Origin of the sequence: Micromonospora sp. L32 (assembly GCF_052068055.1) — a bacterium.
Lineage (GTDB): Bacteria > Actinomycetota > Actinomycetes > Mycobacteriales > Micromonosporaceae > Micromonospora > Micromonospora purpureochromogenes.
Window position 1 is genome coordinate 434,356 of record NZ_JBQHDD010000004.1, and the last position, 19,937, is coordinate 454,292.

At 74.3% G+C, this 19,937-nt stretch carries 18 protein-coding genes and 1 pseudogene; 10 read left to right on the forward strand and 9 right to left on the reverse strand.

Going from position 1 to position 19,937, the window contains the following annotated elements:
- The first annotated feature begins 23 nt into the window (after positions 1-23).
- The 3 genes from ACTMTB_RS13930 to serS all read left to right on the forward strand — a co-directional run bounded on the left by ACTMTB_RS13930 (position 24) and on the right by serS (position 4,170).
- Positions 24-1,205, forward strand: coding sequence for a saccharopine dehydrogenase family protein (locus ACTMTB_RS13930; RefSeq protein ID WP_280838001.1), 1,182 nt, complete (start codon positions 24-26; stop codon positions 1,203-1,205).
- Between the two features lie 69 nt (positions 1,206-1,274).
- Positions 1,275-2,357, forward strand: coding sequence for a MerR family transcriptional regulator (locus tag ACTMTB_RS13935; protein ID WP_441145926.1), 1,083 nt, complete (start codon positions 1,275-1,277; stop codon positions 2,355-2,357).
- Between the two features lie 526 nt (positions 2,358-2,883).
- Positions 2,884-4,170 (forward strand): serine--tRNA ligase, encoded by a 1,287-nt coding sequence (serS, locus tag ACTMTB_RS13940; protein ID WP_441145636.1) that lies wholly within the window; start codon positions 2,884-2,886, stop codon positions 4,168-4,170.
- On the opposite strand, the gene ACTMTB_RS13945 is transcribed toward serS, so the two are convergent.
- From ACTMTB_RS13945 to ACTMTB_RS13960, 4 genes are read right to left on the reverse strand one after another with little or no spacing between them, the layout of a single operon-like run.
- Positions 4,154-5,095 carry a cytochrome c biogenesis CcdA family protein gene (locus tag ACTMTB_RS13945; RefSeq protein WP_441145638.1) on the reverse strand — a complete coding sequence of 314 codons (942 nt, stop codon included), beginning with the start codon at positions 5,093-5,095 and terminating at the stop codon, positions 4,154-4,156. The two genes, serS and ACTMTB_RS13945, sit on opposite strands and share 17 nt — an antisense overlap.
- Entirely contained in the window at positions 5,095-5,718 is a 624-nt protein-coding gene (locus tag ACTMTB_RS13950) for a redoxin domain-containing protein (RefSeq protein WP_441145640.1), read from the reverse strand. Before ACTMTB_RS13950 ends, ACTMTB_RS13945 begins: the two co-directional genes overlap by 1 nt.
- Before the next feature lie 25 nt (positions 5,719-5,743).
- Complete coding sequence (locus ACTMTB_RS13955) at positions 5,744-7,210, reverse strand: NADH-ubiquinone oxidoreductase-F iron-sulfur binding region domain-containing protein (protein ID WP_441145642.1); 1,467 nt, start codon at positions 7,208-7,210, stop codon at positions 5,744-5,746.
- Positions 7,207-8,889, reverse strand: coding sequence for a hypothetical protein (locus ACTMTB_RS13960; protein ID WP_441145644.1), 1,683 nt, complete (start codon positions 8,887-8,889; stop codon positions 7,207-7,209). Before ACTMTB_RS13960 ends, ACTMTB_RS13955 begins: the two co-directional genes overlap by 4 nt.
- Before the next feature lie 293 nt (positions 8,890-9,182).
- Between ACTMTB_RS13960 and ACTMTB_RS13965 the strand changes: the two genes are divergently transcribed.
- The 4 genes from ACTMTB_RS13965 to ACTMTB_RS13980 all read left to right on the forward strand — a co-directional run bounded on the left by ACTMTB_RS13965 (position 9,183) and on the right by ACTMTB_RS13980 (position 13,864).
- The gene (locus ACTMTB_RS13965) at positions 9,183-10,628 is read left to right on the forward strand and encodes an alpha-amylase (RefSeq protein WP_441145646.1); all 1,446 of its coding nucleotides are present in this window, start codon (positions 9,183-9,185) and stop codon (positions 10,626-10,628) included.
- A gap of 79 nt (positions 10,629-10,707) precedes the next feature.
- Positions 10,708-11,631, forward strand: a complete 924-nt coding sequence (locus ACTMTB_RS13970; RefSeq protein ID WP_441145648.1) for a L,D-transpeptidase — start codon at positions 10,708-10,710, stop codon at positions 11,629-11,631.
- Positions 11,632-11,823: 192 nt separating this feature from the next.
- Complete coding sequence (locus ACTMTB_RS13975) at positions 11,824-12,675, forward strand: alpha/beta hydrolase (protein ID WP_441145650.1); 852 nt, start codon at positions 11,824-11,826, stop codon at positions 12,673-12,675.
- A gap of 46 nt (positions 12,676-12,721) precedes the next feature.
- A complete protein-coding gene (locus ACTMTB_RS13980) occupies positions 12,722-13,864 on the forward strand; it encodes a site-2 protease family protein (protein WP_441145652.1) in 1,143 nt (380 codons plus the stop codon).
- Here the strand turns inward: ACTMTB_RS13980 and ACTMTB_RS13985 are convergent.
- Positions 13,861-14,475: a TetR/AcrR family transcriptional regulator gene (locus ACTMTB_RS13985; RefSeq protein WP_218895955.1), complete on the reverse strand. Its 615-nt coding sequence runs from the start codon at positions 14,473-14,475 to the stop codon at positions 13,861-13,863. The two genes, ACTMTB_RS13980 and ACTMTB_RS13985, sit on opposite strands and share 4 nt — an antisense overlap.
- A 61-nt stretch (positions 14,476-14,536) precedes the next feature.
- Here ACTMTB_RS13985 and ACTMTB_RS13990 point away from each other — a divergent pair, with 61 nt between their 5' ends.
- Together ACTMTB_RS13990 and ACTMTB_RS13995 are read left to right on the forward strand one after the other, a co-directional pair.
- Positions 14,537-14,923 carry a nuclear transport factor 2 family protein gene (locus tag ACTMTB_RS13990; protein WP_441145654.1) on the forward strand — a complete coding sequence of 129 codons (387 nt, stop codon included), beginning with the start codon at positions 14,537-14,539 and terminating at the stop codon, positions 14,921-14,923.
- Positions 14,920-15,402 (forward strand): anthrone oxygenase family protein, encoded by a 483-nt coding sequence (locus ACTMTB_RS13995; RefSeq protein ID WP_441145656.1) that lies wholly within the window; start codon positions 14,920-14,922, stop codon positions 15,400-15,402. The genes ACTMTB_RS13990 and ACTMTB_RS13995 overlap by 4 nt, the downstream gene beginning before the upstream one ends.
- Positions 15,403-15,457: 55 nt before the next feature.
- Here ACTMTB_RS13995 and ACTMTB_RS14000 read toward each other — a convergent pair whose 3' ends face one another.
- The 3 genes and pseudogenes from ACTMTB_RS14000 to ACTMTB_RS14010 all read right to left on the reverse strand — a co-directional run bounded on the left by ACTMTB_RS14000 (position 15,458) and on the right by ACTMTB_RS14010 (position 18,484).
- Positions 15,458-16,336, reverse strand: coding sequence for an AraC family transcriptional regulator (locus ACTMTB_RS14000; RefSeq protein ID WP_441145658.1), 879 nt, complete (start codon positions 16,334-16,336; stop codon positions 15,458-15,460).
- 158 nt (positions 16,337-16,494) lie between these two features.
- A pseudogene (locus tag ACTMTB_RS14005) lies at positions 16,495-17,741 on the reverse strand (FAD-binding protein).
- A complete protein-coding gene (locus ACTMTB_RS14010; RefSeq protein ID WP_441145660.1) occupies positions 17,738-18,484 on the reverse strand; it encodes a hypothetical protein in 747 nt (248 codons plus the stop codon). Before ACTMTB_RS14010 ends, ACTMTB_RS14005 begins: the two are co-directional and overlap by 4 nt.
- A gap of 79 nt (positions 18,485-18,563) precedes the next feature.
- Here ACTMTB_RS14010 and ACTMTB_RS14015 point away from each other — a divergent pair, with 79 nt between their 5' ends.
- Positions 18,564-18,962: a hypothetical protein gene (locus ACTMTB_RS14015; RefSeq protein ID WP_441145662.1), complete on the forward strand. Its 399-nt coding sequence runs from the start codon at positions 18,564-18,566 to the stop codon at positions 18,960-18,962.
- 12 nt (positions 18,963-18,974) lie between these two features.
- Here ACTMTB_RS14015 and ACTMTB_RS14020 read toward each other — a convergent pair whose 3' ends face one another.
- Positions 18,975-19,904, reverse strand: coding sequence for an LLM class F420-dependent oxidoreductase (locus ACTMTB_RS14020; RefSeq protein WP_441145664.1), 930 nt, complete (start codon positions 19,902-19,904; stop codon positions 18,975-18,977).
- Positions 19,905-19,937 lie beyond the last annotated feature (33 nt).

A 19,937-nucleotide genomic window follows, 5' to 3' on the forward strand; every position in this document is an offset into this window, starting at 1 on the left:
GTCCCGGATGGCAGACTCGGCGGATGCGTGACGACCGCCCGTACGACCTCGTCCTGTTCGGTGCGACCGGCTTCACCGGTGGCCTGACCGCCGAGTACCTGGCCCGGCACGCCCCCGCCGGGCTGCGCTGGGCCCTCGCCGGCCGCAACCCGGCCAAGCTGGCGGCGGTCCGCGACCGGCTGGCCGACATCGACGCGGCGCTGGCGGAGCTGCCGCTGCTCACCGCCGACGTCACCGACGCCGCCTCGCTGCGGGCGGTCGCCGAGAGCGCCCGGGTGGTGGCCAGCACCGTCGGCCCGTTCGTCCACCACGGGGAGCCATTGGTGGCCGCGTGCGCCGCCGCCGGCACCGACTACCTGGACATCACCGGCGAGCCGGAGTTCGTCGACCGGATGTACGTGCGGCACCACGCCGAGGCGGTGCGCACCGGGGCGCGGCTGGTGCACGCCTGCGGCTTCGACTCGATCCCGCACGACCTGGGCGCCTGGTACACGGTGAAGCAGCTCCCGTCGGACGCGCCGATCACGGTGGACGGCTTCGTCCGGGCGGGCGCGCGGTTCTCCGCCGGCACGTACCACTCGGCGCTGACCGCGTTCTCCCGCACCGGCGAGACGAACCGGGCGGCGAAGGAGCGCAAGGCCGTCGAGCCCCGGCCCGAGGGTCGGCGGGTCCGCGCGGTGCCGGGCCGGGTGGGCCGGTCGAAGGAGATCGGCATGTGGGCGGTGCCGCTGCCCACCATCGACCCGCAGGTGGTCCGCCGGTCCGCGGCGGCCCGCCCGGAGTACGGCCCGGACTTCCGGTACCGGCACTTCGCCGCGGTGAAGCGCCTGCCCACGGTGCTGGTCAGTGGGGTCGGGTTCGCCGGCCTGATCGGGCTGGTGAAGCTGCCGCCGACCCGGCGTTGGCTGCTCGGCCGGCTCGCCTCCGGCCAGGGGCCGACCGCCGAGCAGCGGGCGAAGTCCTGGTTCCGGGTGCGCTTCCTCGGCTCCGGCGGGGGCCGGCGGGTGCTGACCGAGGTCTCCGGCGGCGACCCCGGCTACGACGAGACGGCGAAGATGCTCGCCGAGTCGGCGCTCTGCCTGGCCTGCGACGACCTGCCGGCCACCGCCGGGCAGGTCACCCCGGTGACCGCGATGGGCGACGCGCTGCTGGACCGGCTGGTCAAGGCCGGCATCACCTTCCGGGTGCTGGACGCGCCGCGGTGAGCGCCGGCCGCCCCGCCGCTTGACCCTCGACCTGGTTGAGGCGACAGGATCTCCGTCGTGGAGAACGAGCTGCGCAGCATCGGCGAGCTGGCCCGGGCCAGCGGCCTGACGGTCAGCGCCCTGCGGTTCTACGACCGCTGCGGGGTGCTGGCCCCGGCGCGGGTGGACCCGGTGACCGGCTACCGGTGGTACACCGACGAACAGGTGGCCCCGGCCCGGCTGGTCGCCGGCCTGCGCCGGGTCGGCATGCCGGTGGCGGGCATCGCCGAGGCGCTGCGCCACCGGGCCGAGCCGGCGGTGGTCGGGCAACTGCTCGACGCGCACCTGCGCCGGCTGGAGGACGGCCTCGCCGACGCCCGCAGGGAACTCTCCCGGATCCGCGTCCTGCTCGATCCCGAGGAGACCCCGATGACCACCCGTATCGTGCTGTCCCGCGTCGACCTGGCCGCCGCCGTCGACGCCGTCCGCTTCGCCGTCGGCGCCGACCCGGAGCTGCCGGTGCTCTCCGGCGTGCTGCTCGACGTGGAGGCCGACGGCGTACGGCTGGTCGCCACCGACCGGCACCGCCTGGCGCTGGCGCGTACCCCGGGCAGGGTGGACGGCCCCGCGGTGCGCGCCCTGCTCCCGGTCGACGCGGTGGACGAGGTCCGCGCCCTGCTGGACACCGGCGCCGGGATGACCCCCGAGGCGCACCTGACCCTGGCCGGCCCCGACGTGACGGTCTCCGTGGCGGGTCGCGCGGTCACCGCGACCGCCCTGCCGTACGACTTTCCCGACTACCGCCGGCTGCTGCACCGGGCGGCCGGCGACGCCCCCGCCCGGCGGATCCCGGTGGACGTGCCCGCCCTGCGCGCGGCGCTGCGCGACGGCGACGCGCCCACCGTCACCCGCGACCACGACGGCGTGCCGCTGGCGGTGACCGTGCTCGGCCTCGACGAGTCCGACGGGCTGCGCCTGCTCGGCCCGGACGACCTCACCGCGGACTCCGGGGAGCTGCGGGTCGGCGTGAACGGCGACTACCTGCTCGACGCGCTGGACGCCGCGGGCGGTCCACAGCTGGTGCTGGAGCTGGACGGCCCGATCGCCCCGCTGGCCATCCGGCGCCTCGACGACGAGGACGCCTTCTCGATCCTGATGCCGATCCGCCTCTGACCGGACCCCGGCCGCACCACCGTCGGCGCGGTAGCGCCCGCCAGCACCGCGACCGCTGCTGCGACCCGGCACTCACGCACGGTAGCCGCCTCCCCGACCCCCACCCACCCTGCTCGCACGCTTTGCTCTGCTGCCCCGACGGCGACAGTCACGCGTCGTCGCTGTCGCCTCGGCGGCAGCAGAGCAAAGCATCCGAAGGGGGTGCCCGGCCGGACGACCGGCGTGGCGGATCAGCGCTGGTCAGGCAGGTGCGGGCGGATCCCGGGGCGGCGGTGCGGGCGCAGCGCCTCGGCGGGCATCACCGACAGTGACGCCAGCGCCCTCGTCGGTCGCCGTGACGATGAGTGAGGAGGCGCCCGGCCACCGTGCGGGGCGAGACGGGGCGGGGTGGAGACCGCGCCGTAAGGAACGACGCCGGACCGGACCCGGCAGCGGCGGCTCGTCGGGCCGTACCGGGGGCGGGAAGGCGCGACGGTAGCATCTGGGGGTCTCACCTGACATCCCGGACGGAGGCGTACGGAGCAGCATGCTCGACATGGAGTTGATCCGGAAGGATCGCGAGGCGGTGGCGACCGCGCTGGCGAAGCGACTGGATCCCGCCGAGGTCAACCGGGTCCTGGACGAGATCCAGCGGCTCGACCAGGAACGCCGCGCGCTGATCAGCGAGATCGACGCCGACCGGCAGCGCCGCAAGGCGGAGGCGCGGGCGTACGCGGCGGCGAAGCGTGCCGGCGCCGAGCCGGAGGTCTCCGCGCCGGAGTCCGGGCGCAAGCAGCTCGCGGAGCTGGAGTCCGAGCTGGACGAGGTGCAGGCCCGGCTGCGCGGCACGATGAGCGAGCTGCCCAACCTGCCCGCCGACGACGTGCTGCCCGGCGGCAAGGAAGCCAACCGGGTGGTGAAGACCTACGGCGCGCCGCCGGCCATCGAGAAGGTCCGCGACCACATCGAGCTGAGCCGGATGCTGGGCCTGGTCGACCACGAGCGTGGGGTCAAGCTCGGCGGTTCCGGCTTCTGGATGTACACCGGCATCGGCGCCCGGCTGGAGTGGGCGCTGATCAGCTGGTTCATTGACGAGCACGTCAAGGCCGGCTACGAGTTCCTGCTCCCGCCGCACCTGCTGCTGGACACCGCCGGCTTCGCCGCCGGCCAGTTCCCCAAGTTCTACGACGACGTCTACCACCTGGACCGGGAGTCGGCCCCGCGCGGGCAGTTCCTGCTGCCCACCTCGGAGACGGCGATCCTCGGGGCGTACCAGGACGAGATCCTGGACACCGGGAAGCTGCCGTTGAAGGCCTTCGCCTACACCCCGTGCTACCGGCGCGAGGCCGCCGGCTCGCACTCCGACGAGCGCGGCACCGTGCGGGGCCACCAGTTCAACAAGGTGGAGATCTTCCAGTTCTGCCTGCCGGAGCAGGCCGATACGGCGCTGGAGGAGATGCTCACCCACGCCGAGAGCCTGGTCGAGAAGCTGGGCCTGCACTACCAGCGCAGCCTGCTCTCGGCCGGTGACGCCAGCGCGGCGATGAAGAAGACCCTCGACATCGAGGTCTGGATGCCGAGCACCGGCAAGTACAAGGAGGTGTCGTCGGTCTCCTGGGCCGGCGACTACCAGGCCCGCCGGGCGGCCATCCGCTACCGCGAGCCGGGCGGCAAGCAGACCCGCTTCGTGCACACCCTCAACGGGTCGGCGCTGGCCACCAGCCGGCTCTTCCCGGCCATCCTGGAGCAGTTCCAGCAGCCCGACGGCTCGGTGCTGCTGCCCGAGGTGCTCCGCGACCGGCTCGGCACCGACCGGCTCACGCCGGTCCGCTGACCCCCTGAGCGTCGGCGGGGATCGGGTCTCCCGGTCCCCGCCGTCCGTTTTCCGCGACCGGCGCGGCGGCGGGCACCGACGACGCCACCCCGGGGCGGGCGCGGCGGCGGGACAGCACCGCCGCCGCCAGCAGGCCCACCAGCAGCGCCGCGAGCACCGCCGGGCCGACCGCGTCCAGCGCGCTGACCAGCGCCCGCTGGACCCGCGCCGCGCCCACCACCACCGGATCACCGAACGCGTCGCGCCGGCCCTGCGCCAGCCGGACCTCGTACCAGCCGTACCAGGCGACGTAGCTCCCGGCGAGGAGCAGCACCACCCCGCTGAGCCGGGGCACCCAGGCGCCGGCGGCGCGCAGCCGGGCCACCACCGCGCCGCGCAGCAGCGCCACGCCGAGCGCGGCCACCGTGGCCACCAGCCCCATCCCGACCGCGTACGCGACGAAGAGCGCCAGCCCGTGCAGCGTGGAGCCGGCCTGGAGGCTGGTCACCACGATCGCCAGGAACGGGGCGATGGTGCAGGTCAGCGAGGCCAGCGCGTACGCCATCCCGAACAGCGCCATGGACGCCCAGGAGCGGGTGAGCCGGGGTGCCCGGCCGACGCCCGCGCCCGGGGCGGGCAGCCGGCGGCCGGCGAGCAGCCAGCAGCCGAGGGCCAGCAGGCCCAGCCCGAGCGTCACCGTGAGCCAGGGCAGCCGGGGGCGCAGCCAACCGGCCAGCGGCGCCACGGCCAGCCCGAAGGCGCCGAACACCACGACGTACCCGCAGGTCAGGCCGGTGGCGGCGGTGAGCGCCCGGCGGACCGGACCGCGCCCGTCGCCCGCGCCGGCGACCAGCAGCGACAGGTACGCCGGCAGCATCGCGAAGCCGCACGGGTTGACCGCCCCGAGCATGCCGGCGGTCAGCGCGAGCAGCAGCGGCGTCTCCATCAGCCGGCCAGCGCGGCGACCCGGCGGGTCAGGTCCTCACCGTCCAGGAAGCCCTGGTGCACGACCTTCCCGTCCCGGTCGATCACCAGGAAGGTGCTCTGCTCGACCACCTCGAAGCGGCGCCACAGCGCCCCGGCCCGGTCATCGAGCTGCGGCGTGCCGGCCAGGTCGAACTCGCTGACGAAGTCCTTCATCGCCCGCTGCTCGCCCAGGCCGGCCACCCCGACGATCGGCACGGTGTCCCGGTACTTCGGGGCGATCTCGGCCACCGTCCACGCCTGGCTGGCGCAGGTGGCGCACCAGGGCGCCCAGAACCAGAGCACCACCGGCCGGCCGGCCAGCTCGGCCGCCGAGAACGCCGTACCGTCGAGGGTCTTCGCGGTGAAACGCAGCGTGTCCGGCACCCGGGCCGGGGCCGACGGACTCGCCGGGCCGGAGGCCACGGGCAGCGGCGACGCGGTGGCCGCCGGCACGGCGACCTCGGCGGGCGGTCCGGCCGGGTCCGGGCCGACCGCGCAGCCGCCGGCGGCGAGCAGCGCGCCGACCAGCACGACGCCGGCGGCGGCGAGCCGGCCCGCGGCGGGCGGTCGTCCACCCGGCCCGCTCCTGGGGTACGACCGCATGGCGCGTCTCCTCTCGGTGGTGCTGCTATTCGGCCCTGGCGAGGCGCAGCGCGAGCTCGGGGCAGACCTTGACCGCCTTCAGGGCGCCCTCCCGGAGCCAGGTCGGCACGGGGGTGGACGGGAAGGCGGGGTATCCGTTGGCGTCCAGCCGGATGAAGTCGGGCACGACGTGCGCGCAGAGCCCGTGCCCGTCGCAGCGGGACCAGTCGAGGGTCAGCTTCTGCGGGCTGGCGTCGGGCGCGCCGGGCAGCCCCATCACGCCCTTGACCCGCCGGCCGCAGCCGTCCCCGGTGGTGTGCAGGCGCAGATCCTCGGCGAAGACCTCCATCGCCGTGAGCGCGAACCGGGCCGTACCGTCGGGGTGGCTGCACGCCCCGCGGCCCTTGACGTCGCCGGCGGCGGCCCGGACGACCTCCACCGGCGCGCTGCCGGAGACCGCCAGGTCGACGGCGCGGGCCAGGTCGGGCAGCCCCATCTTGCAGGGTCCGCACTGGCCGGCGGACTCGCCGGCGAGGTAGCGGACCACCTGGGCGGCCTCGCCGAGCGGGCAGGTGTCGCTGCCCAGCGGCACGACGATGCCGGCGCCGAGGGTGCCGCCGACCTTGGTGAGCCCCCTGCGGGACACCTCCGCCCGGTCCGCGGCCTCCTGGGTGATCCACTTGCCGTGGTAGCCGCCCATCAGGATGCCCGGTGAGTCCGGCACCTCGCACAGGTCGAGGATCTCCCGCAGCGGGGTGCCGGCGGCGCACTCGACCACGGCCGGGCGCTTCGCCGCGCCGGTCACGGTGAGCAGCACCGTGCCCGGCTCGTCGTCGGTGCCGAGCGCCGCGTACTCGTACGGGCCGAGCCGGGCGGCGACCGCGAGCTGCGCGTACGTCTCGGCGTTGGAGAGCAGGGTGGGCAGGTTGTTCACCCCGGAGTCGCTGGAGCGCTTCTTGGTGCCGGGCGGGATGTGCGGCAGCCCGTTGATCCCGTTGACCAGCGCACCGCCCTCGCCCGAGATGAACCGGTGCGGCACGGTGACGATGCTGGTCGGCACCGGCATCCGGCGCTCCTGGAGGGCCTGGGTGATCGAGTCCCGACCCACCCCGTCGTCGGCCACCCCGAGCACGATCTCCTCGGCGTCCAGCGCGTACGCGGCCAGCGCGGCCCCGTCGAGGATCAGGTGCGGCGCCCGGGTGAGCAGGACCTTGTCCTTCCAGCTCGCCGGCTCGCCCTCGCTGGCGTTGACCACCACCACGGCGGGCAGGTCCTGCCGCTCGCAGGACTCCAGCACCGCCGTGAGCTTGCGGGCGAACGGGAAACCCGCGCCCCCCTTGCCCTTGAGCTGCATGCTCTCGGCCAGCCGGAGCAGGTTCGCCGGTTCCATCGGGCCGATCGGGCCGTGCACCTGCTCGTGCGCGACCAGGTCGAGCCGGCCGAACTCGGCGAACCCGGCGGTGAGCCGGGGCTCGCCGACGCACGCCACCGGCGGCACCTTGGTCCGCATCACTTCGCCTCACCCCGCAGCCCGGCCCAGTACGCCCCGTCCACCGCGTCCGCGTCGGCCCGCCGGCGGCGCCGGCGGCTGTCGCCGGTGGCCTTCAGGGCGCGCCGGGAGGCCAGGTCGACCAGCGTGGGGGTGTCGTCGACGGGCACCTCGTCCGCGACGTACCGGGCCGGCGGCCGCCAGTAGTCCGGCTCCTCCGGCACGTCGTCGTCGACGCTGTGCCGGCCGGCGCCGCTGCGCGGCATGGCGGAGATGGGCTCGGCCGACACCGGCAGCGAGTTCTCCCAGCGGCGCGGGCTGTCCCACGGCTCCTCGGGCTGCTCGCGGCGCCGGGGCGGAGCGGAGTAGCTCGCGGCCAGGTCCTCGTCGTCGCGGCGGGCCCGCCGGCCGGTGGAGACCGGCGCGACGTCCTCGGCGTCGAGCCGGGCCCGCCGCCCGGTGGAGACCGGGGCGACGTCCTCGTCCCGCCGGGCCCGCCGGCCGCCGGAGACCGGCGCGACGTCCTCGTCGGAGCGGGCGCGGCGACCGCCCGAGACCGGGGCGGTCTCCTCGTCGTACCGGGCCCGGCGGCCGCCGGAGACCGGGGCGACGTCCTCGTCGCGGCGGCGCGGGCGGTCGGCGTCCCGGCGGCGCTCGACGGGCGCGGAGTCCCGGCGGCGGGCCGCCGGCTCCAGGTCACGCTCCCGGCGCGGGGTCGGCACGTCCTCGACGTCGCGGCGGGACCGGCCGCCCCGAACGGGCTCGCGCAGCGTGCCGGGCTCGGGCACCACCGGCACGGTGAACCGGTCGGGGTCGCGACGCCGGGCGGTGCCGGTGGGCGTGGTCCACGACGCGGCGACGGTGGTCTCGGCCCAGCCGCCCCGGACGTCCTTCTCCTCGGCCTCGGCCCTGCGGCGGCCGAGCCCGGCGAGCAGGCTCCGGCCCTTGCCCTCGTCGGTCGCCCTGCCGGCCATCGCCTTGTTGATCGCGGCGGCCTGGTGCTGCTCCCGGCTGCGCTTGCCGAGGTGGACGGAGAGGCGCACCATCAGCGCCGCCACCACCAGCAGCACGCAGGCGAGGTAGCTCAGCGTCACCCAGGACGCCGCCGCCCGGCCGGCGTTGAGGCCGTGCAGCAGCGCGAACGGCCAGGCGACGTACGCCATGGAGTGCAGCGCGCGCCAGAACCACTTCGGACCGACGCCGGCGAAGCGGACCCGGATGATGCCGGTCCAGAGCACGCTCACCATCAGGAACGCGGCGACCGTGCCGAGCCCGACGTAGAGGCCCCGCCCGCCCACGAACGGCACCACGGCGTCGGTCGGCCCGGCCCGGCCGATGGCGACCTTGGTGATGACGTGGAAGACCAGCCCGGCCACGCCGAGCACGCCGGTGGCCCGGTGTGCGGACTGCAGCAACACCCGGTGCGGGATCTTCAGCACCAGCCGGTCCGTGGCGAGCAGCCCCAGCATCACGGTGAGGCTCAGCGCGACCAGGGCGACCACCCCGGCGAAGAACTCGGTGAAGAAGAAGCCGTACGAGTACATCGACCCGCCGGCGCCGCTGAGCTCCACACCGGCCCACATCAGGGCGAGCGCGGATCCGATCAGCAGTGCCATCGCGGGCTTCGACGTGGTCCGGACACCACGGCTGCTGGTGGTGGTCCGGACGGTCGTCACCTTCTGGTTCTGCTTTGCCCGGGCCATCTGCTCCTCGATCGCGACTCACGGCGGCACCACCACCGGCCGACCTGCTCCGTCATCCAGTACGGACGTCCGGCCCGTACGGATCAGTGCGGGTGGGGAATTTCTCGGGCGATCCGTCGAACCGTCCCGGCCCGCGGCGCGTGTAGCGCCCAGCGCAACGGCGCATCTCCATCCATTGACAGTTGTTGCAACACGCTTGTAACCTTTCCGAAAATTTTCAGCCTGGCTGCAAGAAGCCGTCAGGCGAACTCCTCCCCCGCGTCGCCACCACCCCCGACCCCCAGGGAGTACCGATGCATCGACGTCGATGCCGCTCGGCGATCCTCGCCCTCGGCGTGCTCGCCAGCCTGCTCGTCCCCACCACCGTGGCGGCTCCCCCGGCCGCCGCGGCGCCCTCCGGCGCCAGGAACGTCATCGTCCAACTCTTCGAGTGGAACTGGCCGTCGGTGGCCAGCGAGTGCACGAACGTGCTGGGCCCCAAGGGCTACGGCTACGTCCAGGTCTCGCCGCCCCAGGAACACGTCCGCGGCAACCAGTGGTGGCTGGCGTACCAGCCGGTCAGCTACCGGATCGAGTCGCGCAAGGGCACCCGGGCGCAGTTCCAGTCGATGGTGAACACCTGCCACGCCGCCGGCGTGAAGGTCATCGTCGACGCGGTGATCAATCACATGTCCGGCCAGGACACCCCCGGCACCGGCTGGGCCGGCTCGTCCTACAGCCACTACGACTACCCGGGCATCTACCAGACGCAGGACTTCCACCACTGCGGCCGCAACGGCGGCGACGACATCGCCAACTACAACGACCGGTACGAGGTGCAGAACTGCGAGTTGGTCAACCTCTCCGACCTGAAGACCGAGTCCGACTACGTCCGGTCGAAGATCGCGGCGTACCTGAACGACCTGCTCGCCCTCGGGGTGGACGGCTTCCGGCTGGACGCCAGCAAGCACATGCCGGCCGGCGACATCGCCGCCATCAAGGGCAAGCTGTCCCGCTCGGCGTACCTTGTGCAGGAGGTCATCTACGGCGCCGGTGAGCCGATCGGCCCGGGCGAGTACACCGGCAACGGCGACGTGCACGAGTTCCGGTACGGCAAGGACCTGGCCCGGATGTTCAACAACGAGCGGCTGGCGTACCTGCGCAACTTCGGCGAGGCGTGGGGCTACCTGCCCAGCGGCTCGGCGGAGGTGTTCGTCGACAACCACGACACCCAGCGCGACGGCAACGTGCTGACCTACCGCAACGGCGCCGCCTACGCCCTGGCCAACGCGTTCATGCTGGCCTGGCCGTACGGGGCACCGACCGTGATGTCCAGCTACACCTTCAGCTCCCGCGACCAGGGTCCACCCTCGGACGCCAACAACAAGACCTTGAACACCACCTGCTACTCCGGCTGGGAGTGCGAGCACCGCTGGCGGGTCGTCGCCAACATGGTCGGCTTCCACAACGCCACCCAGGGCGCGGCGGTCGCCAACTGGTACGACAACGGCTACCAGCACATCGCCTTCAGCCGCGCCGGCAAGGGCTACCTGACCATCAACGACGAGGGCTCGGCGATCACCGGCCGGTCCTACTACGCCGGGCTGCCCGCCGGCCGGTACTGCGACGTGATCCACGGTGACCACGCCAACGGCTCCTGCTCCGGGCCGGTGATCACGGTGGACGCCAACGGCTGGTTCGCGGCGAACATCCCGGCCCACGACGCGGTCGCCATCCACGTCGGCGCCAAGCTGTCCTGACCCGTTCCGGCAGGGCTCCCGTCCGGCGCAGTTCCGCCGGGCGGGAGCCTGCCGGCTTTATGTCCCTTAGAGTAGTTCTGTGTTCTTTGAGCGATTGACGTCCCGCTTCGGCATCGCGTGGCTGACCGCCGCGTTCGGCGTACCGGCGGTGCTCGCACTCGCGCTGCTGGTCAACTCCGCGCTGCGGCACGACCAGACGTCCGCGCCGCCGGCCCGGGTCGCACCGGCCGCCCCGACCGCCGAGCCGACCGCCGAGCCGACGGTCGAGCCGACCCCCGAGGAGTCCGTGCCAGCGGCGGCGCCCGCCCCGGCCGGTCTGCCGGTGGTCGACTACGACCCGGCGCCCACCGGCTTCCCCTCCGACCCGCGCCCGCAGGACACCACCCCACTGACCGAGGGGCTGACGCCGACCCGGCGGATCGCCGCGTACGACGCCCCGGGCGGACGCCCGCTGGCCCTGCTCGCCCCGACCATCAGCGGCGTGGAGGTGACGATGCCGGTGGTGGAGCACCGCACGGGCTGGACGGCGGTGCTGCTGCCGTCGGCGAACCGGCGGATCGCCTGGCTGCCGGCGGGCGGCTGGAGCACCGTCGCGCTGCGCGACCAGCTCGTGGTGGAGCGCCGGTCGCACCGGCTGACCTGGTACCGGGACGGCCGGGCCACCCACTCCTGGCCGGTCAGTCTCGGGATGCCGGGCCAGTCCACCCCGCTCGGACGGACCTTCGTCCTCGGCCGCACCCCGCCCCCCGAGGCGGTCTACGGCGGCGTCGACATCTTCGCCCTCGGCGCGATACCCGACGACCCGGACGCGGTGCCGACCGGGCTGCGGGGCGCGCACATCGGCCTGCACAGCTGGTACAACGACGACACGCTCGGCAAGAACGTCACCAACGGCTGCATCCGGCTGACCCGCAGCGCCCAGCGGCAACTGCTCGCCGAGGTGCGTCCCGGGACACCGCTGGTGGTGGTCGAGCGACTCGCCACCCCACCCCCCACCGCCTGACCCCGTCCCGGGCGACGGAACCACCGCCCGACGGCCCGCGTCCGACCCGCACGGACCTGCCAGAAGTCCCGCCGCCCCTCGACGGCCGGGACCAACGTCGCGACCCGGGCAGGACAAATGTCGGCCCCCGCCGGTTCCGGTGCCGTCCGGTGGGTATGCCGCCAGGTCCGCGCACACCGGGGAGGTACGCCAATGGGCACCGCGCCGACCGGACGGGTCGACACGATCGTGCTGATCCACGGCCTGTGGATGACGCCACGCAGTTGGGAGCACTGGGCGCGGCGCTACCGGGCCTTCGGCTTCCAGGTGCTCACCCCCGCCTGGCCGGGGATGGACGCGGAGGTCCAGGCGCTGCGCGACGATCCCGCCCCGATCGCCGGGCTGACCCTGGGGCAGGTCATCGACCACTACGCGGCGCTCGTCCGGGAGCTGCCGAACCCACCGCTGATCATGGGGCACTCCTTCGGCGGGCTGGTCGCCCAGGTGCTGCTCGACAAGGGGCTCGGCGCGGCCACCGTGGCTATCGCCCCGGCGGCGCCCAGGGGCGTGGTCCGGCTGCCGGTGAGCACCCTCCGGTCGGCGTACCCGGTGCTGCGCAGCCCCGGCAACCGGCACCGGGCCGTACCGATCACGCCCGACGAGTTCCGGTACGCCTTCGGCAACACCCTCACCCGCGAGGAGTCCGACCGGGCCTGGCAGCGATACGCCGTGCCGGCGGCCGGGCACGTGCTCTTCGAGGGGGCGTTCGCCAACCTGGACGCCCGCTCGGCGGCGACGGTGGACAACGGGCGCGACGACCGGGCGCCGCTGCTGCTGGTCGCCGGCGGCGCGGACCACGTGTCGCCGCCGGCCCTGGTCAAGTCGAACGCCAACCTGTACCGCAGGTCCCGGGCGGTCACCGACTACCAGGAGTTCCCTGGGCGGTCGCACTTCACGGTGGGCGAGCGGGGCTGGGAGAAGGTGGCCGACCGCGCGCTGGACTGGGCGGTGGAGATGGCCACCACCCGTTCACCGGCGATCGTCGGCGAGGCGCCCCGGTGGTGACGCCCGCCCCTGGCATGGGACGGCGTCGGCCGGGTATGACCCGGGCATGAGGGCGAGTTTCCGGCTTGGCCGGATCGCGGGGGTACCCGTCGGGGTCAACTGGAGCGTCCTGGTCATCTTCCTGCTGATCGCCTGGGGGCTGTCGGCCAACCAGTTCCCCGAGGCGTATCCGGGCCGCTCCACGGCCGCGTACGTGCTGGCCGGACTGGCCGCCGCGGTGGTCTTCTTCCTCGGCCTGCTCGCCCACGAGGTCTCCCACGCGGTCGTCGCCAAACGCAACGGCCTGCACGTCGAGGGGATCACGCTGTGGCTCTTCGGCGGCGTGGCGGAGCTGCGCGGCGAGGCGAAGGGCCCGGGCGCGGAGCTGCGCATCGCCGGGGTGGGGCCGCTGGTGAGCCTGCTGATCGGGCTCTTCTTCGGCGCCATCGCCGTGGTGCTCGCGCTGGCCGGGCAGACCGGCCTGCTGCTGGGCTCGCTGGCCTGGCTGGCCGGCATCAACGTGCTGCTGGCGATCTTCAACGTGCTGCCGGCCGCGCCGCTGGACGGTGGCCGGCTGCTGCGCGCCGCCGTCTGGAAGGCCACCGGCGACCGGACGAAGGCCTCCGTGGTGGCCGCCCGGGCCGGCTGGGTCCTCGGCGCGCTGCTGATCGGTCTGGGGCTGGTGCAGTTCCTGACCGGCTTCGGCGTGGGCGGGCTCTGGCTGGCGCTGATCGGCTGGTTCCTGATCGGCGCGGCCGGCGTGGAGGAACGCCAGGCCCGGATGGGCAGCGCGCTGCACGGGGTACGGGTCGGCGACGTGATGACCCCGCAGCCGCAGACCGCGTCGGCGGAGATGACGGTGGCCGACTTCGTCGACCACTACCTGTTCGCCTACCGGCACACGGCGCTGCCGCTGACCGAGGAGGGCCGGCCGGTCGGCCTGGTCACCCTCGACCGGGTACGCGGCATCCCGGCCGACCGCCGGGGCACCACCACCCTGGCCGAAGTCTCCTGCCGGGCCGAGGACCTGGTGCTCGCTCGGCCGGAGGAGCAGCTCAACGACCTGCTCCCCCGGCTCAGCGAATGCGCCGACGGGCGGGCGCTGGTGGTCACCGACCAGCGGCTCGTCGGCATCGTCTCGCCCAGCGACATCAGCCGCGCTGTGCAGCGCGGCAGCGTGCGCAACCAGTTGGCCGGCAGCCGGCACTAGGCCGTTGAGTCCCCGCCGTGAGTCGGGCGGGTCGGGGTGACCCCGTACACCCGCAGGACGCTCGCCCGCAGCGCGGCCTCGGCGTCGACGGCGGACATCCGGCCGGCGGCGACCTCGTTCCCAGCGGTGTGCCCGAGGGCGACGGTGGCCGCGATCAGCCAGGCCGGCGTGACGCCCGGGTCGAACTCTCCGGCGCGCTGCCCGCGCCGGATCAGCCGTTCCAGCCGCTCGAACACCGGCACGTGCAACTCTGCCGCGTCGGCCTCCGGGACGGTGATCAGCAGCGGAAAATGCGCGAAGGTACGCCAGTTGACGTCCAGCAGCCGCAGCAGCGCCTCGGCGGCCGGGCCCTGGTCGAGCTGAGCGGCGTCCAGCGCCGCCACGGCCTGCGCGGTGAGCCGGCGTGCCACGGCGCCGAGCAGCGCGTCGCGGGACGGGAAATGGGCGTAGACGGTCTGCCGGGAGACCCCGGCCCCGCTCGCCACCTCGTCCATGCTGGCCTGCGGCCGTTCGCCGAGGATGCGCACCGCCGCGTCGAGGATCGCGGCGACGCTGCGCCGCCCTTCGGCACGCATCCGTCGCGACCGCTCACCGGCATTCACCTCTGACACGCTTGTCAACGCTACACGCGACCCTTAGCCTTTACGGCATCGTCAAGGCTAAGGGGGCGACATGACAGCGCTGCCCGGCAGCGACCTCGCCGGCTACCTCCGGTCCTATGTGCAGGAGATGGCCTTCGGTCAGGAAGAGCCCGGAGTCGTACTGGACCGCTACCACACCCCGGAGGTCGTCTGGCTCAACGACGGTCTGCACCTCGACCGGCAACGGCTGATCGACCACGCCCGGCCGGCCCGCCGCACCGTGAGTGAGTGCCGGCTCGACATCCACGACACGCTGATCTGCGGTGACCGGGTCGCGGCCCGCTACACCCTGCACGCCGTCGCGCGCGGTCGTCCGGTGGTGAGCGACATCCACCTCTTCGGCCGACTCGCGCCCGACGGCCGGCTGTATCGCGTCGACCAGCTCACCCCGACCCTCCCGCCCGGGCAGACGTCGTGAACGACCACCCACGGCTGATTCCCACCGTACGCACGCTCTCGCTGCTCTTCACCGGCCTGCTCGCCGGGGCCTTCGGCTACGGCGCGGTCAACGTCGCGCAGACCTTCAAGGCCGTACCGCTGGACGTCCGGCTCACCTTCCACACCGCGCTGATGAAGATGAACGGCCCGGTCATGCAGACCACCATGGGCCTGGCGATGGTCAGCTCGCTGGCACTGGCCGTACTGCTGTGCGGCGCCGCCCGACGACTGGCCGCCGTCGCGTCCGCGCTGGTGGCGACCTCGTTCCTGGTCACCCGGTTCGGCAACGTGCCGATCAACGGCCGGATCAAGGTGTGGGCGGTCACCGCGGCCCCGCCCGACCACGCGGCGATCCTGCGCCGCTGGGAGCTGTTCAACGACGTGCGGACCGTCGCCGCCCTGGTGGCGTTCCTGCTGCTGCTCACCCTGGTGACCCCGCTGGTGCGGCCGTCACGGTGAGAACCCACCGCGCTGCCGGCCACGCCGGCAGCGCGGTGCGGGTGCACCCGTCCGACTACGACGCCGTGGTCGCCACGGCCCGCTCCACCGGGATCCACAGCTCGGCGTCCACCTGCGTGCCGTCCGCCGAGATCCGGTTCCGGGAGATCTCCGGCCCGGGCCGGCTGCGGTAGGCGTTGGACGGGAACCACTGGGTGAACACGTCCCGCCACAACTCCTGCACCGCGGCCGGGAACTCGCCGGAGGTCTCGAAGACCGCCCACGTCCCCGCCGGCACGGTCGTCGAATCCAGGTCGGCCGGGGCGTCCGCGCCGGTGACCACCCCGTGCCAGTAGTCCAGCTCGCTGCCCTCGGCCCGGTCGTCGGCCACCTTGTCGCTGACGTTGACGATCCCGGCCGGCTCCTGGTCGGACAGGGCGGCGATCCGGGCGACGGTCTCCTTCGGGATGCCCCGGATGAACTCCACGATCGCCGGGTTCATCCCCTGGTGCACCAGGGGCACCCGGGCCCGCCGGCCCACCAGCCGGAACTCCGGCTTCTCCACCACGCGGTAGCGCATGCTGCCACTCCCTTCGACGACGAGGCGGAAGGACAACCGCTGCTGGGAGCGGAGCGCCGCGCCGGTCCGCCGGGCCTCGCCGGGCCCGACCCCGTGCAGCGCGCGGAACGCCCGGGTGAACGCCTCGGTCGAGCCGTACCCGTGCCGGACCGCGATGTCGAGCAGCGTCCGCTCGCCGGCCGTGACCTCGGCCGCGGCCACCGTGAGCCGGCGGCGGCGGACGTACTCGGACAGCGGCATCCCGGCCAGCGCGGAGAACATCCGCCGGAAGTGGTACTCCGACGTGAGGGCGATCCGCGCCAGCTCGGCGACCTCGATCCGCTGGTCGAGGTGCCGCTCGATGTGGGCCATGGCCTCGTTCAGCCGCTCCAGCACCTGGTCTCCTTCCCGTTGCCCGACGCTAGGCGGCCGGCGGGCGCCGGCACCCGACATCCGGTGCCCGCTCCGGTCGGGTCCGCTCGACCTCGACCGGGCGTCCCGGCCCGGCAGCGGCACCCCCGCACCGGGTCGACGCCGGTCGCCCCGCCGGCCCGTCAGCGCGGGAAGTAGCGGTCGAGCAGGTCGGTGCGGAACTTTCCGGTCGGGTCCAGCTCGGCCAGCAGGGCGGCGAAGTCGGCGTACCGGCCGAAGGCGGCGGCCACCGAGGACCGGTCCAGCGTGAAGACCTTGCCCCAGTGTGGGCGGGGCGCGAAGGGGGCCAGCCGCTGTTCCACCTCGGCCAGCACCGGCAGCACCGCGGCCGCGTCGTCGACCCAGGTGAAGTGGATCGCCAGGCTGTCGCGCCCCTGGTTGGGGCTGAGCCAGAGGTCGTCGGCGGCGATCGTGCGCAGTTCGGAGATCTGGAGCACGGCGGCGATCCGGTCCCGCATCCCGTCCAGCGCGGCCAGCGCGCCGGCCGCCGCCGCGCGGGGCAGGTGGTACTCGGACTGGAGTTCGTCGCCGCTGCTCGGGGTGAAGCCGAGCCGGAAGTGCGGCAGCCGCTCGTGCCACGGGCCGGGCTCGCCGAGCTGGGCGGTGCAGTGCACCGGGTCCAGGCCGGGCACCGGGTGCAGCGGGGCCTCGGCGGCGGTGGTGCCGAGCCAGTCCGCCGGGGGCGGCGGCTGGTCGGCGAGCTGCTTGCACCAGACCTGGTCGACGGTCGACGACCGCCAGGTGGTGAACACCCGCTGACGCTGTACGCCGAGGCGAACGCCGCGTCGAGCCGGTCGGCGGGCAGGTCGCGGCGGACGTACTGGCAGAGCGCGAAGGTCGGCACCACGTCCAGGGTGACCCGGGTGACGACGCCGAGCGCGCCGAGCGACACCACCATGCCGGCGAACCGGTCGCCGTCGGCCCGGCTCACGGTGAGCAGGTCACCGTCGGCGGTGACCAGTTCCAGCGCGGTGACGGCGGCGGCCAGGTTGCGGTTCCCGTCGCCGGAGCCGTGGGTGCCGGTCGCCACCGACCCCGCCACCGAGATGTGCGGCAGGGAGGCGAGGTTGGCCACGGCCAGCCCCTCGGCGTGCAGCCGGGTCGCCAGGTCCCCGTACCGCAGGGCGGCGGCGACGGTGACCGTCCCGCGTTCCCGGTCCACCTCGACGGTGGGCGGCAGCCCGGCGAGGGAGACCAGGTCGCCGGTGGTGTCACCGAGCCGGTTGAAGGAGTGCCCGGTGCCGACCGCCCGGATCCGGTCGCTGCCGGCCACCAGCCGACGCAGCCCGTCCACGGTGGACGGTCGGTGGAAGCGGCGGGCGGCGTACGCGACGTTGCCGGCCCAGTTGCGGCGCGCGACGTCGGTCACGAGGGCTCCCGTTCGGCGGGCTCGTCGGCCAGCGCCGCGCCGAGGGCGTCCAGCGCCTCGTCCACCTGGAGGGTGCTGTAGCCGCGCAGGTCGACCGGCAGGCCGGCCCGCCGGGCCTGGTCGATCTCGGCCCGGGCCGTGCGGCGCCGGGTCGGGTCGCCCGAGGCGAGGGCCTCCTGCCCGCCCCGGATCAGCGCGTCGACCACGTCGACCCGGTAGCCGCGCAGGCCGACTGCGAAGTCCGGGTCGGCGAAGGCGGCCCGGCGCAGCGCGCGGGCGTCGAGGAAGCGCTCGCCGGCGTACCGGGCGAGGGTCGCCGCGATCTCCCCCGGCGACTCCCGGATCCCGGCCAGGTCGAGCAGCTCGACCGCCGGACGCTCGTCGAGCGGGTGCCGGGCGTCCAGCGGGCCGATTCCGGCGCCGGTGGCCGGCACGGCGAGCAGGCGCGGCGCGGCCGGTACGCCGGAGCGGGGCGCCGGCTGGTCGAGCACCACCGCGGCCAGCTCCGGCCAGCGGATCGTCCGGCGCAGGCCCGGCCGCCGGACGGTCAGGCCGTCGGCGTCGACGACGAACCGGAACGGCCGCAGCGCGCCGACGAGCACCGCCACCCCGAGCGCGATCCCGCCGAGGGCCACCAGGGTCCGCAGCAGCCCACCGCCGTCACCGAGCGTCAGCAGGACGATCCCGGCCAGGATGCAGATCGCCGGCAGCAGCAGCCGGCCCGGCCTGCGGTGCAGTTCCACGTCGTACCCCCGTCCGCGATCGTGTCGGAGTGCATCATCCGGCACGCTTGTCGACGGCGTCCATGGGAACAATGGGTGGATGAGCAGCTACCGCGACCCCACTCTGCACGGCGACGTCTACCCGTCGGAGGAGGAGATGGACCCGACCGGCGTGGGCCTGGAGCCGACGAGCACGCCGCCGGCGGCGTACCCGGATCGGACCGAGCCGGTGCCGACGCCCACGCCCGAGCCGGAGCCCACCCCGCCGACCCCCGGCCCGCCGCCGCGCGCGGCCGGGCCGGGTTCGGTCTCGATCGTCACCCACCACCTGGACGGGTCGACCCAGGTGGTCACCGACCTGGACGGCGACGGGATCGCCGACGTGGTGCAGTTCGACCTGGACGGTGACGGCGTCCCGGACATCACCTATCTGGACAGCGACCGGGACGGCCGGCTGGACACCGTGCTGCGCGAGCCGGGCGGCCTGCGGGCGCGCTGACCGGCCGGGCGCTCAGAGCTGCGGCATCACCTCGGCGGCGACCAGCTCCAGGTGGTCCAGGTCGGTGAGGTCCAGCAGCTGGAGGTAGATCCGCTCGCTGCCGGCCTCGGCGTACCGGCCGATCTTGTCGACCAGTTCGGCGGGGGTGCCGGCGAGGCCGTTCTCGCGCAGCTCGGCGGGTTCCCGGCCGATCGCCTCGGCCCGGCGCCCGATTTCGACCTCGTCGCGTCCGCAGCAGAGCACCAGGGCGTTGGACCAGCGCATGGTGGCCGGGTCACGACCGATCTCCGCGCACGCCCCGCGGACCCGGCCGATCTGCGCGACGGTGTCCTCGATCGAGGCGAAGGGCAGGTTGAACTCGTCGGCGTAGCGGGCGGCGAGGCGCGGGGTGCGCTTCGGCCCCATCCCGCCGAGCAAGATCGGCGGGCGCGGCTGCTGCACCGGCTTGGGCAGCGCCGGCGAGTCGGTGACCGGGTAGTACCTCCCGGGGTGGTCGAAGCTCTTGCCGACCGGGGTCTCCCAGAGCCCGGTGATGACCGCCAGCTGCTCCTCCAGCCGCGCGAACCGCTCCCCGAGCGGCGGGAACGGGATGCCGTACGCGCTGTGCTCCTCGGCGTACCAGCCGGTGCCGATGCCCAGCTCGACCCGGCCGCCGCTCATCTGGTCGACCTGCGCCACGGTGATGGCGAGCGGGCCGGGCAGGCGGAAGGTGGCCGCGGTCATCAGCGTGCCGAGCCGGATGCGGGAGGTGTCGCGGGCCAGGCCGGCCAGGGTGGTCCAGGCGTCGGTCGGCCCGGGTTCCCCGCTCACCGAGCCCATCTTCAGGTAGTGGTCGGAGCGGAAGAAGGCGCCGTACCCGGCGTCCTCGACGGCGCGGGCCACGGCGAGCAGCTGGTCGTAGCCGGCGCCCTGCTGGGGTTCGGTGAAGATCCGCAGTTCCATGTCCCGAGCATATGGAGGCGGCGGCGCCGTCGC